Source organism: Paenibacillus athensensis (genome assembly GCF_004514475.2).
Taxonomy (GTDB): Bacteria; Bacillota; Bacilli; order Paenibacillales; family NBRC-103111; genus Paenibacillus_AL; species Paenibacillus_AL athensensis.
Map to the genome: position 1 here is coordinate 450,654 of NZ_MYFO02000001.1, position 15,147 is coordinate 465,800.

Below are 15,147 nucleotides of genomic sequence, written 5' to 3' on the forward strand. Positions count from 1 at the left end.
GAGAACATACCGCTCATCAAGGAGGAATGCCTATGTGGACACGCGCCGATTTGAAGGCACGAGCTTGGCACACGCTGCGGACATCTTATTGGAAGGGATTTTTGGCAAGCATCATTTTGCTTGTAATTACGGGAAGCTGCTCTTACCGAGCGTCGACAGGCGGCGGCAAAGGCAGCGATTTGGGGCTATCGCAAATGGGAGCCGCGGAACTTATCTTTGTGCTTGTCTTTGTGGGGATTGCATTTCTGATCTTTTTTGTCGTGTGGCTGGCTTGGCGGTTTCTGCTATGTGCTCCGTTTGAAGTAGGCGTGCGCCAGTATTTCAAGCAGGCTGCGCAGGGCGACGACGATCTGCGGCATCTGGTTTACGCGTTTGGCGGCAGCCGGTATATGACCATTGTCAGGGCCATGCTGTGGCGAGCGTTATGGAGCTTTTTATGGTTTCTGGCCTTGGTTATCCCTTATTTTGTAAAATCATACGCCTACAGCATGGTGCCTTACATTCTGGCCGACGATCCCCAGGTCGGAGCCAAAAGGGCGCTGAAAATCAGCATGCAGTTAACCCGCGGGCACAAATGGCGGATGTTTGTGCTCGATCTTTCCTTTATCGGCTGGTATCTGCTTGGCCTGCTGGCGCTGTTGGTTGGCATTGTGTTCGTGCTGCCTTATGTAAATGCAACCAAAGCAGAGCTGTATCTGGAGCTGCGCAGCCGCTACAGCGGAGGCGGTCGGTTGGCCGATGAAATTCCGGGGCCGCTGGGGCCTGTCGGACCTCCCGGTCCGCCTGAATGGGCCTGATTTCCAGACTTTGCAAAAAAACGCCCGTTATGCTATCATGAATCGAACAAACGTTCTTAAAATATAAACAGAACATATCCCGGCTCGATGAATGAAAAGGAAGGTGCGGCGTTGGCGGAGCGGTATCCGGAAATTGACGCGTTAATCGATTATATTCAACACAATATCTACGAGCCGCTGCCGCTTGCCCACCTGGCCAGCTTTGCCGGTTACAGCCAATATCATTTTGCGCGAATTTTCAAGGAACGTATCGGGCTTTCGCCGCTTTATTACGTGTCGGCCATGCGTTTGCAGAAAGCAAAGGATTTGCTGCTGCAGACGAATCTGAACATCCGCGACATCGGACTTGAGATCGGCCAGCAAAGCCTCGGAACGTTCACTACGCGCTTCAAGGAACGGGTCGGCGTCAGCCCTGCCGAATTTCGCCAGTCGGCTCAGCAGGCCGATCGTCATTTGAGCGCGCTGCAAAAGCTCACCCGCTGGCAGACGCCGCAGCAGCGCTCACCGCTCTGCGGGATCGTCACAGGCACGCTGCACGCCGCGGCGCCCTTTGAAGGCGTCGTGCTGGTCGGCTTGTTCGCCAAGCCGATCCCCGAAGGATTCCCGCTTTACGGAACGCTGGTATCGTCGCTGGACTCCTTTGCCTTTACCAACGTAAAGCCGGGTATCTATTATTTGATGGCAACCTCGATATCATGGGGCTCGAAGGCGCTGGACGTGCTGCTGCCGCAAACGACGCTGCGCACGCGGAGCAAGGAACCGATTGTCGTGGCATCCGGTCATCCCGTACCGCCGCTGCGCGTGGAGCTGTTCGAGCCGCGCGCGGACGATCCGCCGATCCTCATTTCTTTGCCGCTGCTGATGAACAACTTCCTCCGTAGAATGCGCGAATAGCAATCGATAAGAAATCGCGGCTTTCCGCAGATGCTACAATACGAGGGTAGCGCGCGACTTGCGCGCACGTATACCAGAAGAGGAAGGAAGAACCTTTTATTATGAATCCCGGTACAAGCAGCAATGGCAGCACCTCCGTCATCGAGCATACAACGATCAAGAAAAGCGTCGTTTGGATTTACTTTGTGATCTTTTTCGCTGTTTTGAACGAATCGGTTTTCAACGTGTCAACGCCCAATATTGCAGAGGAATTTCAGTTGTCCGCTTCGCAGGTCAGCTGGGTGGTGACGATTTTTTTCATTGTTTTCGGTATGGGCACGGTCATCTTCGGCAAGCTGTCCGATATGTTCAGCATCAAACATCTGATCACGATTGGCATCAGCGTATACTGCATCGGGTCGGTGCTTGGCTTCGCGCTGCAAAGCTGGTATCCGGGCGTCATCTTGAGCAGAGCGATCCAGGGAGCGGGCGGATCGGCGATCCCGGCGCTCGTTTTCGTTATGGTGGCGCGCTTTTTCACCCAAGAGGAGCGCGGCAAAATGTTCGGTATCATCACGTCCATTGCTTCATTTGCTGTCGGCATCGGTCCCGTGCTGGGCGGATACATTGCCGGTTCGCTGCACTGGACGTATTTGTTCCTGATTCCGCTGCCAGTCGTAATCGCTATACCTTATTTCCGCAAGCTGCTGCCTGATGAACAGCGCGGTACGGGTACGCTGGACATGCTCGGCGCTGCGCTGCTTGGAGTCGTGGTGACGACGCTCGTTTTATTCACAAGCGAAGGCAGCTGGCTGTATCTGGTCGGCGCGCTCGCCGCGCTGCTTGTGTTCATTGTCCACATCCGCCGCGCCAAGGAACCGTTCGTGGATCCGTCGCTATTCAAAAATCCGCTTTATCGCAGCGCGCTGCTGATTGGCTTTCTGATTTTCGGCACCGTCATGTCTGTCATGTTTGTCATTCCGCTGATGCTCCGTCACGTCTATGGACTGGAAACCGACGATATCGGTCTGATTATGTTTCCGGGGGCGTTCAGCGCCGTCATCTTCGGCGGGATTGCCGGCCGCTTGACCGTCAAGCGGGGAAGCCACTTCGTTGTGTACCTCGGGCTTGGACTCGTTGCGCTCAGCCTGCTGATGCAATCGTCGGCCATCGGCCTGTGGGTGTGGTATTTGGGCGAAGCGCTCGTTCTGATGTATATCGGATTTTCCTTCGTGCAAACCGCTTTGACGGAAAGCGTCACGCAAATTTTGCCGATGGAGCAAATAGGCGTCGGAATGGGCTTGTTTAATATGACTTCAATCATTTCCGGAGCTGTCGTTACCGCGCTCGTCGCCAAAACGATGGAAAAGAAGCTGCTCGATTTTCCGCTACACCCGCTGCTTTCCGACTCCGGGCTATGGGTTTACGGTAATTTGATTCTGCTGCTGGCCTTTGTCGTCATCGGCAGCGCCGTGTATTACTTGACGTCCTTCGGCAGACAAATGCCGCGGACAGCCAGCAAACCTGCCTAATTTAGCTACAGATAAGGAGAATCTCCCATGTGTCGCAGTATCAAGCCCTTGTTCAACTTTGATCCTCCGGCCAGCGAGGCCGATATCGAAGCGGCAGCCCTGCAGTTTGTGCGTAAAATCTCCGGCTTTACTGCACCTTCGAAAGCCAATGAAGCCGCCTTCCATCAAGCCGTGCAGGAGGTGGCCGCAGCCGCTCGCCGCTTGATGGACACCCTGGTTACCACGGCCGAGCCGCGCAGCCGCGCAGTCGAGATCGAGCGCGCTCGCGTTCGCTCCATCCGCCGGTTTGGACCCAAGCCCGGCGCCCAGCCGGATTCCCCGACCTAACGATGCGAGGATTCACAAGGAAAACCAGCCGGTTTTCCTTCTTTTTTTGTCCCGACATGGATAAGTTTCTCTTATATTGGGATAATTTTCTATTATTGCGATTTGTCCGACAGGAATCGTTTCAACACCGTCGAAATAGTAAGCTACATTCCCGAAAAGGGAACACATGTTTCATGACTTACTTAAACTTTCATGGTGAGGTGTTGGGCGTGCTGCACATAAGTCCAAAAAAAGACGATGTCAGGTGGGATTGTTTTGAAGGATGCTACATTTCGGTTATCGGCTGGTTAAACCGCGACTACCGCTGGATGGACGTTAACAGCTGGCAATTTGGCTTTGACGAAGCGATGATTGGCACGCGTGAGCGAATTTCGGAGTTGATTACGTACAACTGGCGTTCCAAATTCGATATGCTCGACCGTTACGTCGGCGTGCGAATGACACCGCACCGGACCAATGATCCCCAGGAGCGCATCGCTTTACTGCAGCGCGAGCTCCGACAAAACAAACCGGCGATGTCGGTAATCGATTCCTATTGGTGCCCGTGGGACGACGGCTACCAGATATTTTCACGCCCGCACTTTTTTATTGTCACCGGCATGGACGAGGAGCGGGAGATTTTTTACTGTACGGACACGTTTTATGAAAAAATGGATCAAGTGCTCAGCTTTGAGCAATATATCAACGGCTCCATGCCGCGTGAGCTGCCCAGCGTCCATACGTTCGACATTACCGAGCCGGCCGCGCCGCAAACGGAACCGCAAGAAATCGCCGCTGCGTCGGTTCGCGAAGTGCTCCGTCTCGACGTCTTTGGCCAGGTGCGTTGCTTTGCTCGCGCGGTTGGTGCCTATTTTGATGTAGACTGTGAAATCAAGCAATTCGCCAATATTGAATTGGCGCCGGTCATCCGGCATGTGTACGAGCGTAAACGGTTTATTTACCGCTATACGGACTGCATCAGCATGATTTTCGGCGACGAGCCGGGGGAAGAGGTCCGGCAGTTGCTGGGCGAGCTGCGGCACGTCGCCGATCAATGGGAAGTGGTCAAGCAAATGTTCGTCAAAAGCAGCAAAATGAAAAATCCCGCTCCGCAGCTGCAGCACATTAGCACCCGACTGCTGGAGCTGGCCGACCGCGAGGAAGCCGTCGCACACGGGCTGCTTGCTTTATGGTCCACGAATGAAGCGGTTACGCTTTGATATGCCGGACGGCGCGGCTGTCAGGCTTGCGTTGAGCAGGCGATGTCATCCGTTTGAAGGCAAAGATCAAGTGGAGACACAAAGGCGCTAATTGCAGCCATTGTCCGAGGGGCTTGCAGGCCGTATGCTTGAGATATCCGCTTCTCACATACCGCTCAAGCGAAAGGGGCACTCCACCGATGCAAACGGCCAAAGACTACCGATTGTCGCCAATTACCGCCGCGCAATACGAGCAATTCTGCACAGACGGCTATTTGCTGATCAAGCAAGGCGCAAGCGCCGATCTGATCGATGCGTTCAACAACCACATTTACGACATTCGCGAGCAAGCCGAGGTGCCGGAATGGGCCGCATGCGATCCGCACAAAAAATTTTCGCTGCGCTTGTTCAATCCTCACAAGCATGACAGCTTTTCGCGTCAATTAATGAAGCTGCCGATCATTCGCGGTACGCTGGCCCAGTTAATGGGCCGGGAAGCCAATTGCGTGCAAAGCATGTACTTTTATAAAGAGCCGGGCTCGCCCGGGCAAGCTGCGCATCAGGACTACTATTATATCAAAAACGATCCGATGACGATGATTGCTGCCTGGATCGCGATGGAAGAACGCATCGATACGGAAAACGGCTGTCTGTGGGTCATTCCGGGCACACATAAGCTCGGCTTGCTGCCGCACGGCGCCGTGACCAACATCGAAGAACACGAGCCGTGGACCGAACAAACGGAAGGAGCCGATCTGACCCGGCAAATTCCGGTGGAGATGGAGAAAGGCGATATCTTGTTCTTCAGCGAGCTGCTGATCCATTCCTCGACCAAAAATCGCAGCAAGGATCGCTGGCGGCGGTCGTACGTCTGCCATTATATCCGCGAGGATTCGTTCGTCACCCAACGGGAGGACCTGCGCGTCAAATATCCGTTGTATTAATCAGGGCAAGCTTAACTCAGGAAAAGGAGTGGTGCGCGATGCGCAAGGACGCAGCGTTGCCGGCTTATCCGTGCGTTCGCGGCTGCCACGCCGGCACCGTGATCTATCCCCCTGGCGGCCGCTACGGCCCGCGCTGGCAGCAGGATTATCAGCTGGTGCTGCTTCATGCCGGCGAGATGACCGTCACGGTAGACGGAGAAGCCTATCCGATCAAACCCGGATATGCAATCCTGCTGCGACCCGGCCATCAGGAGTCGTTCCGCTTTGCCGAGCACCAGAACACCTGGCATCGCTGGATCGCGATACAGCTGCTGCCTGCGGCTATAGATTGTGACGACGCGAGTCCTGACGCGGGGCCACCGGTTTGGACGCCGATTCCCGATGAGCTGAATCGTCTGACCGATCTGATGCTGGCGCTCAAGCCCGAGCATACGGACGAAAGCGAAGTCATGCGTTCGCTGGGCTATGCGGCGTTGCAGCTGTTTGCAGCGCAAACAGGCCGCGCCGGGGCATCTGCCGCCCATCCGTCCGTCGCGCTCGCCAAGCAGCTCGTACAGGAGCGCTATGCCGACGAGTTGCAGCTCCAGCACCTGGCCGAGAGGGCCGGTGTCTCCGCCGAGCATCTGGTGCGCTTGTTCCGGCAACACGACGACACGACGCCGATGCGTTACGTGTGGCGGTACCGCGTTGATCGCGCAGTGGAGCTGCTGGCGCAAACCGGGCTGTCGATGACGGAAATCGCCGATCGCTGCGGCTTCAAAACGACGTTCCATCTGGCCCGGCTGGTCAAAAAACAAACCGGCAGCACGCCGTCAGACATTCGCGCAGCCACGCGCGGATAAACCGCTCGCAATTTTCAGGCCCAATATGAAGGGATCAGCGCTCGACTTGTCGTCATATCTTGTGGGTACCCGGCTGTATATACCTGGTTGTGATCTCAAGCGATAAGGAGGCCGTCATGATCCTTTCTTTTTCCTGGTTGAAGCTTGGCGGATTCGCCGCTATTTTCTTTTCCGTCTACACGCTGCTGCCGACGCTGATCGTGCGCTTGTGTAAATTCGGCGTGCCCCCCAGAGGGCAGAGCCGGGCTGGCATTGCCCTAACCTTCGACGACGGTCCCGATCCTGCGCACACGCCGCAGCTGCTCGATCTGCTGCGGCGGCATCAGATCAAGGCCACTTTTTTCGTGCTGGGCAGCAAGGCAAGCCAGCATCCGGAGCTGATCCGGCGCATGCATCGGGAAGGTCATCTCATCGGCATTCATAATTACGAGCATTGGACGAACGCTTTGCTTACCCCGCGGAGAGTCCGACGACAGCTGGAAAAAACCGCGCAGATCATCGAGCGGCTGACCGGAGCGGCTCCTGTGCACTATCGTCCGCCTTGGGGCGTCATCAATGTGTTTGATCTGCTGCTGCTCAAGCGCTTCCGACTTGTGCTCTGGTCGCTCATGGTCGGCGATTGGCGCTGCCGCGGCGGGAAGGATCAGCTGCGCGCCAAGCTGCTTACGAAGCTGAAAAACGGCGACGTGCTCGTGCTGCACGACAGCGGCCAGACGCTTGGTGCCGAGCGCGACGCGCCTGCGTATATGCTGGAGGCGTTGCGGGACGTGCTGGATGAAAGCCGGCAGCGGGGCTATACCTTTTTGCGCATCGATGAAACCTGCGGGTGATGCCGCACCCAAATACCCTTGATTCGACAAAAACCGCCACAAGTGAAATGGAGAGCGCCTAAGCTCTCCATTTTTTTGTATTTTTACACATGATCGGCATAACAAACGACATCGCCGTCCGGTGCCGCACTTCTTATAATGGCAGGGATACCTGTTTCACGGAGGGCCAATTGACCGGAAAGCGAGGGGAATCATGATGTCAGGCAACGCAGATTACGGCGGCGGCCTGTAGTACAAGCAGACAAGCCGCCTGATGTGCACAGCATGGGGCGGCTTTTTCAGTTTCAGGTGAGCGGGGCTGCTGAGCCTCCCCGGCCCCGGGAACGTTCATGCGCCACATACCGCTCAACAGCTCCACGAACGAGGAGGATCAATGTGAGCATTCATGTGCTGATTGGTGAAGAGGATGCGGCCTTTGGCCGCTATATGGCCGAACGGCTGCAGCGGGAGCCTGGCCTGCAGGTGGTCGATGTCGTGTGCGGTCAAGAGGTGATTGGACGATGTCGCCAGAACCGAGTGGATGTTGTACTGCTCGATCTGCTGCCAACCTGCGGAAGTTATGTTGGTATCGATGTGTCAATCGAGGTTCATAGCCTGAATCAAGGGATTCGCACGATCTTTATGTCGAATTTAAACGACGAGGAAATCGTACTTCATGCCATGACGTACGGCAAAGCGGTCAACTGCATCGCCAAAATGTATTGCGGAGATATTCCCGAAGCGGTCCGCTCCGCCTATGCCGGCCGTTCCAGCATTCATCATTCCACAGCCGGCGTGCTGGTTCGCAAGCTAACCGAAACCAACAAGGAAGCGCTCGCCGCGCAGATTACGGAACGGCAAATTACCATTCTCAAGCTGCTTGAAAAAGGCTACGACAAGAAACAAATCGCTGAAAAGCTTCATTACACCGAGCAATCCATCAGCAATGAGGTGTACAAGGTGTCGACGGCGCTGAAAAGCCAATTGCCTTATCTGGCGGCTGTGCGAGCCAAAAAGCTGCTGACCAAGGAGCTGGTGTCCATCGTCAAAAAAATGGATATCATATAGTTTTTATAGCTGTCAATATCTACTTTTACTCAAAATTCCAATTATAGAAACGATCAGACGTATTCACTATAATCAAGCTATCAAGTCAAGCAAAGCAACAAGGCACGATACGAGCAAGGGAGGGACGCTATGAACGCAACAAGCTTTATACAAATCGGATTCGCTTTCATATTCGGCCTTACCGGCGTGTTGAAGCTGCTGGCGCCTTCCGCGATGAAACATACGCTGCAGGCGGTCGGCATCCCCAAGCCGCTTAGCGCGGCGGGCGCTTGGCTCGTTCCGCTGCTGGAGATTGCCGCCGCTGCGCTGCTGCTGTGGCCGTCTACGCTCAGGGCCGGGCAATTGCTGGCGCTTGCTTTGACAGCAGGCTTCGCATATGCCGTCATCGTCGCGCTGGGCAGCAAGCAGAAAATCCGGTGCAGTTGCTTCGGCCAATTTATGGAAGAGCATCTGGGCTGGGGAACCGCGGTGCGCATCGCTGTCTTGCTGACCATGAACGGCGCGCTCACCTGGGCGGGGCCGCCGGCAGCGCTTGACAGCCTGCCGGCTCAGGAATTGATTTTATGCGGCTTGTGCTGGATCGGCGTGGTTGGCTTATATGCCGCCGCGTCCTATATAACCCGGCTGATGATGCCCACACGAACCGAATAAAGGAGGACTTGTCGTGTCACTGGTATTTTTTGTATCCTATCTGATTTTATGGTTATGGACGATTATGCTGACTGTCGCCTGCGTCTTTTTGTTAAAGAAGAAACCGGCCATGATCGCATCGAACGAGCTGAACAACAGCGATGCGGGGCTGCCCAAAGGGATGCCGTTCCCCAACGACGGCCGCTTGACGCTCAAAGGCGAACAACCGAATTTCAGCAATGCCCTCGTTATTTTCTCGCTGTTCGACTGCGGCACCTGCGAAATGCTGTACCCACATTTGCATCGGTTTCAGGAAAAGCATCCCGAGATTCCGATCAACGTCATGCTGTTTGAGGAACAGGAAGGACAAGCCCGGCAAAACGCCGAGAAGTATCAGCTAAAGCTGAACGTCATTGCCTGCAATGTGTCGGATATCGCATTGTTTCAGACGAATATGTTCCCGTTTGGCTATGCGCTGAATGAAGCCGGCGTTGTCGTCTACAAAGGAAATATTAACGATGAAGCCAATCTGGACATGCTGGCAACGCCTATCACCGGACACAAAAGCGAGAAGGGCAAAAAACGCGGCTTGTCCAAGGCCGGGTAACGGCAGCGGATATGGCGGATTCGATGAAACTCATCTGGCATCAAACACGATTGACGCTCGCGGTAATGACGCGAATGCTGGGTTTGCTCTTCCGTCAGACCCCGTGGACCATGCTGCTGCTAAGCGTCGTGCAAATCGCCGCAGCCGGCATTCCGGTCGGGCAAATTTACGTCACGATGGCGCTGGTCCAGCGCGCCGAACGCGTGCTGCAGGAAGGGATGTCCCAGCTGGAGCCGGCCCTGATCGTCCTGCTGATTCAGTTGCTGCTGCTCTTGCTCCAGGTGGTGCTGGAAGTGGCGGGCGAGCTGCTCGTCAGCCGCATCAAAATTGCCGCGCTGCTCTATTTCGGGCAGGAGGTCGCAGCCAAATCGGCGCGCTTGTCGCTGCTGCATTTTGAACAACATGAATTCTTCGACTTGCTGCAGCGCGTTTCATCCGGTCTGGAGCACCGGGGCTTGCAATTTTTCCAATCGTTTTTGCAAATTTTGAAAAGCGTGGTGACGATTGGCGGATTTTTCGTCGTCCTGTTCGGCTTCCATTGGCTGCTGGCGTGCGGAGTGCTGCTGTTCATCGTTCCCTCCGTGTACGTGGACATCAAAGAAAGCAGCTTCAAGGTCGCTCAGGTGATGCGACAAACGCCGGTCAAGCGCCGGGCGAGCTATTTGACATCTTTGCTCTCGGAGCGCGAGTGGGCGAAGGAAGTACGCATTTTCGGCTTATCCGACTACTTCTTGAACCAGTGGCGAACCTACATCTTGCGAAATGGCGAGGAGCAGCTGCAGCTGGAGCGCAAAATGTCGCTGTTCAAAATCGCCGTCAACGCGATCACACTCGTGATCATGACGCTGATCGGTGGGCTGCTGCTGCGCCTGACTGCAACGGGCGCCATGACCATTGCCGGTTTCGTTGCCTTGCTGCAAACGATTTTTTCGGTACAGGCGAGCTTGAAGCTGACAGCTTCTTACATGGCCGGTATTTACGAGGAATCGCTGTATACGAACGATTTGTTCCAATTTCTTGCGATGAAGGAAGAGGAGCCTGTATCGGCCAGCGAGCTGCCCGCTTTGCCGCTTCCGGCACACATCTCGCAAGGCATATCAGTCAGCGGCTTGTCGTTTGGCTATCCCGGCCGCGATCATGCCGCGCTGCAGGACATTTCCTTTGAGGTCGCAGCAGGCGAGACCATCGCCATCGTCGGAGAGAACGGCGCCGGCAAAAGCACGCTGATCAAGTGCCTGCTCGGGCTATACCCGGCAACGGGTGGAACGATCACCTACGACGGCGTACCGCTTGAACGCGTCGATCCCAACGAGCTGCGCGAGCATGTAACGGCCATCTTTCAGGATTTCGTTCAATACCATTTGACGCTTCGCGAGAATATCGGGCTGGGCCGCATCGAATGGCTGCATGACGAAGCCCGGCTGCAAACTGCGGCTGCCCAATCGGGCGTCGACGAATTTCTCGACGAGCTGCCCGGCGGGCTCGATACCGAGCTGGGCTACAAATTTTTTGGCGGCCACGAGCTGTCTTACGGCCAATGGCAGAAGGTTGCCATCAGCCGGGCCTTTTTCCGCGATTCTGATATTCTCGTATTTGACGAACCGACCTCGGCGCTTGATCCATTGGCCGAAGCCCAGCTTTTCGAACGGATCGCCGAGTTATCCGCCGGCAAAACCGCGTTTTTCATCTCGCATCGCTTGGGAATCTGTCGCGCCGCCGACCGCATTCTGGTGCTCAAGGACGGTACGCTCCACGAGCAGGGCAGTCACGAAGAGCTGATGAAGCTCGACGGCGTCTACGCCCACATGTTCCGCACGCAAGCGGAATGGTATCAATAAAATGCACATCTTGTCTTATGAAAGGAGGTGAACATTCATGTGTAGCTACTACTGCTCTTTCGGCGCATGCCCGGTTTCCCGTGCATACTTCAAATCCTGCCCGGGCCAAGGCTCCTGGCAAGTCGGCTGCTGCTAATTCGCAGACAGCAACACCCAAGACTGGTATCCTTTGCGGATATCAGTCTTTTTCCTTTTTACGGATCGTGGTAAGATGATAGATAGCCTGTAACAAGCAAGGAGAGGACGCCATGACGATTCAACGCTATCGGCTGACGCGCGCTTTGTCGGAGCCTGCTTCTGCCGCGCCCGTCATTACGCTGGAGGAGTGCCAGCAGTATTTTGCCGACAAGCCCGATTTTGTGTACAGTCGCGTCTATACCGTCACCGGCTCGACCACGATGTCGATTGAAGGGGATTTTTTCCTGTGGAACCACAACGGGACGCAAATTCCGTTTCGTCACTATCAGGGAGACCTGTATGTTTCGGGAACAAATCCCGCCGTACTTCCGGTGATGCGGGCTGCAGCCGAGGCGCTGGGCGCCGACGTGCTGGAGGGTTAGCATGCTATTTGCACGCGATTATGGTATGATGAGTAATAAAATCCAAACAGAAAGTAGGATCAATTGTGGGTCGTAAGTGGAATAACATTAAGGAAAAAAAAGCATCGAAAGACGCCAACACGAGCCGGATTTACGCCAAATTCGGTCTTGAAATTTATGTCGCCGCCCGGAAGGGCGAGCCGGACCCGGAAGCAAACCGCGCCTTGAAGGTCGTGCTGGAGCGGGCCAAGACGTATAACGTCCCCCGGGCGATCATCGACCGCGCGCTCGACAAAGCCAAGGGCAACGCCGATGAAATTTACGAGGAGCTGCGCTATGAGGGCTTCGGACCAAACGGCGCAATGGTCATCGTTGACACGCTGACGAACAACGTCAACCGGACCGCATCAAGCGTGCGCGCGGCGTTCAGCAAAAATGGCGGCAACATGGGTGTGAACGGCTCTGTCGCTTATATGTTTGACCAGACCGCCGTTATCGGCCTTGAAGATAAAAGCATGGACGAGGTCATGGAAATTTTACTGGAAGCCGACGTCGATGTGCGCGACATTGTCGAGGAAGACGACATCGTGCTGGTTCATGCCGATCCGGAACAATTTCACGCCGTCCAGGAAGCGTTCAAGCAAGCGAACATTCAGGATTTCGCCATTGCCGAGGTTACGATGCTGGCGCAAAACTACGTTAGCCTGCCGGATGACAGCCAAACACAATTCGCCAAGCTGATCGACGCGCTGGAGGATCTTGAGGACGTGCAGCAAGTGTATCATAACGTTGAATAGCCAAGATCGCTTTTCAAGACGGCCAAGCCATTGGCCGTTTTTTCATGGAAAGGAGCGCGTTGCGAATGAAACAGAACAAATATGACGAAGCGGAGTTTTTTGGCAAATATAGTGAGATGCCTCGTTCCGTTGGCGGATTGTCGGCGGCTGGTGAATGGGAGACCTTCCGTTCTTTATTACCTGACCTGCAGAACAAAGCCGTGCTGGACCTCGGCTGCGGCTTCGGCTGGCACTGCCGGTATGCCCGCGAGCAGCAGGCGCGACGGGTTGTCGGCATAGACCTGTCGGCGAATATGCTCGAACGCGCCCGCGCGATGACGGATGATCCGCAAGTGGCGTATCGGCAGTTGGCCGTCGAGGATATCAATTTTGCCGATGAGGAGTTCGATGTGGCGATCAGTTCGCTGACGCTGCATTATGTGGAGGATTTTGCTGCCGTTTGCCGGAACGTATACCGGAATCTGACGCCGGGCGGCTCGTTCGTGTTCTCGGTGGAGCACCCGATTTTTACCGCGTTGGCTGCTCAGGACTGGCACTACGGCCCGCAGGGCGAAAAGCTGCACTGGCCGGTTGACGACTACCACCACGAAGGGGCTCGTCAGGCCCATTTCCTGGTCCTTAATGTCATTAAATATCACCGAACCGTTGCGACATACCTCAATACGCTGCTGGCTAGCGGCTTCCGTCTGCGTCAGTTGTCGGAGCTGCAGCCGACACCGGCTAATCTGGACAGTAACCCGGCATGGCGGGAGGAGGCTCGCCGGCCGATGTTCCTTTTGCTGGCCGCGGATAAACCGGACCGGGTGACCGCCTAAACCATAAGGAGATGAGAACTTTATGCATCTGATTGAGCTCAAGCATCTGACGCCACAGCAGATCGCCGAGCTGTTCGCATGGGCGCAGAGGCTGCAGCTGAGTGAAGCGGGACCGCTGCTGGAGGGCAAGCATTTCGCGTTGTTTTTTCCGGCCACGAGCGTACGGACGCGGCTGACCTTTGAGCAAGGCATTCGCAGTCAAGGCGGGGCGTGCACCTTGTTTCCGCCGGAGACGCTGGATCGCGCAGAGCAACTGCAGGATACCGTTGCTTATCTCGCCAACTGGGCCGACGGCATCGTCGTCAGGCACAACGATTTCGCTGTCATGCAGGAAATGGCTGCGCATTCGCCCGTTCCCGTGATCAACGCGATGAGCGCACACAACCATCCGTGCGAAATTCTCGCCGATTTGTATGCGATCAGTCAGCTGAGAGCCGACTATCGGGAGCTGACGTACACGTTTGTAGGTCCGGCCGGCAACATCGCCCGTTCGTGGGCCGACATCGCGCAAGTGCTCGGGCTGCGCTTCAACCATGTGTGCCAAGCAGGCGAGGAGCTGGCCGAGCCGTCCGCCAGCTATACGTTCCGGACCGACCTCGACGCGGCGCTGGCCATCAGCGATATCGTATTGACCGATTCGCTGCCGCAATCGTTCCTCACCGAAGACTACCTCAGCCGTTATCAGATTACGCACGATCGGATGAAGCTGGCCAAGCCCCACGCTTTGCTGAATCCGTGTCCGCCGTTTTTTCGCGGCGCCGAGGTCAGTGAAGACGCTGTCGCGTCTGATTATTTTGTCGGGTATGCGTTCAAAAAACCGCTCATGTACGTGCAGCAAGCGATCTTGTTCTATTGCTTGTCCCGCTGACGGCAGGTGGACAGCAAGCAGTAAGCCACAGCGATGTGGCTTTTTTTGTCGGCTCCTCCGCAAGTTGATTTACGGGATTGACACGACACCATAAGGTGTCATATAATCGAAATGTCACCAAATGGTGTCTAATACGTGCACCTATCATATTGGAGCAGAATCGGACGCTTCGAGGAGGAAATCAAGGATGAGTTCAGCATTATCGATGGATTTTCAGTACACAACGTCAATTGAAAAAGCATGGTCGGCTTTAACCGATTCCGGCAAGCTGGCCAAGTGGATCATGGCCAACGATTTTAAGCCGGTTGTCGGACATCGCTTCCAGTTCCGCACCGAACCGACCGAATGGTGGGACGGCGTCGTTTCCGGTGAAGTGCTCGTCGTGGAAGAACCCAACCGTCTGTCCTACACGTTCGCCAGCGGGGGAGAAGAGCATACGGTCACCTGGACGCTGCAGGAGACAGGGGATGGCAAAATCAATCTTCACTTAGAACAAACCGGCTTCTCAACTGCACAAGGTCTGGAAGGCGCCCGATACGGCTGGGGCCAATGGTTCGGCCGGTTTGAACAAGCGTTGGAGCAATAACCGCATAGTGAACGGATCTAAGCCGGCTGCCCATTCGATGCAGCCGGCTTAGATCCGTTCGCGCGCCTTGCGATAACTATTCTGTTTTCCGCCCAAG

At 55.4% G+C, this 15,147-nt stretch carries 17 protein-coding genes; all 17 read left to right on the plus strand.

Annotated features, from left to right (window positions below; genetic code table 11):
- Positions 1-32 precede the first annotated feature (32 nt).
- The 17 genes from B5M42_RS02045 (at position 33) to B5M42_RS02125 (ending at position 15,050) form a co-directional block, all read left to right on the plus strand.
- Positions 33-797: a DUF975 family protein gene (locus tag B5M42_RS02045; RefSeq protein WP_167689530.1), complete on the plus strand. Its 765-nt coding sequence runs from the start codon at positions 33-35 to the stop codon at positions 795-797.
- 111 nt (positions 798-908) lie between these two features.
- Positions 909-1,691, plus strand: a complete 783-nt coding sequence (locus tag B5M42_RS02050) for a helix-turn-helix domain-containing protein (RefSeq protein WP_134748788.1) — start codon at positions 909-911, stop codon at positions 1,689-1,691.
- 101 nt (positions 1,692-1,792) lie between these two features.
- A complete protein-coding gene (locus B5M42_RS02055; protein ID WP_134748786.1) occupies positions 1,793-3,202 on the plus strand; it encodes an MFS transporter in 1,410 nt (469 codons plus the stop codon).
- 27 nt (positions 3,203-3,229) lie between these two features.
- Positions 3,230-3,529: a DUF2277 domain-containing protein gene (locus tag B5M42_RS02060; RefSeq protein ID WP_134748784.1), complete on the plus strand. Its 300-nt coding sequence runs from the start codon at positions 3,230-3,232 to the stop codon at positions 3,527-3,529.
- 173 nt (positions 3,530-3,702) lie between these two features.
- Positions 3,703-4,728: a BtrH N-terminal domain-containing protein gene (locus B5M42_RS02065; protein WP_167689528.1), complete on the plus strand. Its 1,026-nt coding sequence runs from the start codon at positions 3,703-3,705 to the stop codon at positions 4,726-4,728.
- A gap of 179 nt (positions 4,729-4,907) precedes the next feature.
- On the plus strand, positions 4,908-5,651 hold the full coding sequence (locus B5M42_RS02070) for a phytanoyl-CoA dioxygenase family protein (protein WP_134748780.1): 744 nt from the start codon (positions 4,908-4,910) through the stop codon (positions 5,649-5,651).
- A gap of 38 nt (positions 5,652-5,689) precedes the next feature.
- Positions 5,690-6,493 carry a helix-turn-helix domain-containing protein gene (locus B5M42_RS02075; RefSeq protein WP_134748778.1) on the plus strand — a complete coding sequence of 268 codons (804 nt, stop codon included), beginning with the start codon at positions 5,690-5,692 and terminating at the stop codon, positions 6,491-6,493.
- A 116-nt stretch (positions 6,494-6,609) separates the two neighbouring features.
- Positions 6,610-7,323 carry a polysaccharide deacetylase family protein gene (locus tag B5M42_RS02080; protein WP_134748776.1) on the plus strand — a complete coding sequence of 238 codons (714 nt, stop codon included), beginning with the start codon at positions 6,610-6,612 and terminating at the stop codon, positions 7,321-7,323.
- 375 nt (positions 7,324-7,698) lie between these two features.
- Positions 7,699-8,370, plus strand: coding sequence for a response regulator transcription factor (locus B5M42_RS25450; RefSeq protein ID WP_167689526.1), 672 nt, complete (start codon positions 7,699-7,701; stop codon positions 8,368-8,370).
- A 129-nt stretch (positions 8,371-8,499) separates the two neighbouring features.
- The gene (locus tag B5M42_RS02090; RefSeq protein WP_134748771.1) at positions 8,500-9,021 is read left to right on the plus strand and encodes a MauE/DoxX family redox-associated membrane protein; all 522 of its coding nucleotides are present in this window, start codon (positions 8,500-8,502) and stop codon (positions 9,019-9,021) included.
- 13 nt (positions 9,022-9,034) lie between these two features.
- A complete protein-coding gene (locus B5M42_RS02095) occupies positions 9,035-9,607 on the plus strand; it encodes a TlpA family protein disulfide reductase (protein ID WP_134748769.1) in 573 nt (190 codons plus the stop codon).
- A 23-nt stretch (positions 9,608-9,630) separates the two neighbouring features.
- Positions 9,631-11,445, plus strand: a complete 1,815-nt coding sequence (locus tag B5M42_RS02100; RefSeq protein ID WP_167689524.1) for an ABC transporter ATP-binding protein — start codon at positions 9,631-9,633, stop codon at positions 11,443-11,445.
- 248 nt (positions 11,446-11,693) lie between these two features.
- On the plus strand, positions 11,694-12,005 hold the full coding sequence (locus tag B5M42_RS02105) for a hypothetical protein (protein ID WP_134748765.1): 312 nt from the start codon (positions 11,694-11,696) through the stop codon (positions 12,003-12,005).
- A 65-nt stretch (positions 12,006-12,070) separates the two neighbouring features.
- Complete coding sequence (locus tag B5M42_RS02110) at positions 12,071-12,781, plus strand: YebC/PmpR family DNA-binding transcriptional regulator (protein WP_134748763.1); 711 nt, start codon at positions 12,071-12,073, stop codon at positions 12,779-12,781.
- A gap of 65 nt (positions 12,782-12,846) precedes the next feature.
- The gene (locus B5M42_RS02115) at positions 12,847-13,596 is read left to right on the plus strand and encodes a class I SAM-dependent methyltransferase (RefSeq protein WP_134748761.1); all 750 of its coding nucleotides are present in this window, start codon (positions 12,847-12,849) and stop codon (positions 13,594-13,596) included.
- 22 nt (positions 13,597-13,618) lie between these two features.
- Positions 13,619-14,464, plus strand: a complete 846-nt coding sequence (locus B5M42_RS02120; RefSeq protein WP_134748759.1) for an ornithine carbamoyltransferase — start codon at positions 13,619-13,621, stop codon at positions 14,462-14,464.
- A gap of 187 nt (positions 14,465-14,651) precedes the next feature.
- Positions 14,652-15,050 carry an SRPBCC family protein gene (locus B5M42_RS02125; RefSeq protein ID WP_134748757.1) on the plus strand — a complete coding sequence of 133 codons (399 nt, stop codon included), beginning with the start codon at positions 14,652-14,654 and terminating at the stop codon, positions 15,048-15,050.
- Positions 15,051-15,147: the final 97 nt, after the last annotated feature.

Coding starts and splice junctions, on each gene's coding strand:
- B5M42_RS02120 (WP_134748759.1), top strand. CDS start 13,619: ATGCATCTGATTGAGCTCAAGCATCTGACGCCACAGCAGATCGCCGAG.
- B5M42_RS02090 (WP_134748771.1), top strand. CDS start 8,500: ATGAACGCAACAAGCTTTATACAAATCGGATTCGCTTTCATATTCGGC.
- B5M42_RS02055 (WP_134748786.1), top strand. CDS start 1,793: ATGAATCCCGGTACAAGCAGCAATGGCAGCACCTCCGTCATCGAGCAT.
- B5M42_RS02045 (WP_167689530.1), top strand. CDS start 33: ATGTGGACACGCGCCGATTTGAAGGCACGAGCTTGGCACACGCTGCGG.
- B5M42_RS02060 (WP_134748784.1), top strand. CDS start 3,230: ATGTGTCGCAGTATCAAGCCCTTGTTCAACTTTGATCCTCCGGCCAGC.
- B5M42_RS02075 (WP_134748778.1), top strand. CDS start 5,690: ATGCGCAAGGACGCAGCGTTGCCGGCTTATCCGTGCGTTCGCGGCTGC.
- B5M42_RS02125 (WP_134748757.1), top strand. CDS start 14,652: ATGAGTTCAGCATTATCGATGGATTTTCAGTACACAACGTCAATTGAA.
- B5M42_RS02105 (WP_134748765.1), top strand. CDS start 11,694: ATGACGATTCAACGCTATCGGCTGACGCGCGCTTTGTCGGAGCCTGCT.
- B5M42_RS02070 (WP_134748780.1), top strand. CDS start 4,908: ATGCAAACGGCCAAAGACTACCGATTGTCGCCAATTACCGCCGCGCAA.
- B5M42_RS02065 (WP_167689528.1), top strand. CDS start 3,703: ATGACTTACTTAAACTTTCATGGTGAGGTGTTGGGCGTGCTGCACATA.
- B5M42_RS02080 (WP_134748776.1), top strand. CDS start 6,610: ATGATCCTTTCTTTTTCCTGGTTGAAGCTTGGCGGATTCGCCGCTATT.
- B5M42_RS02100 (WP_167689524.1), top strand. CDS start 9,631: ATGAAACTCATCTGGCATCAAACACGATTGACGCTCGCGGTAATGACG.
- B5M42_RS02115 (WP_134748761.1), top strand. CDS start 12,847: ATGAAACAGAACAAATATGACGAAGCGGAGTTTTTTGGCAAATATAGT.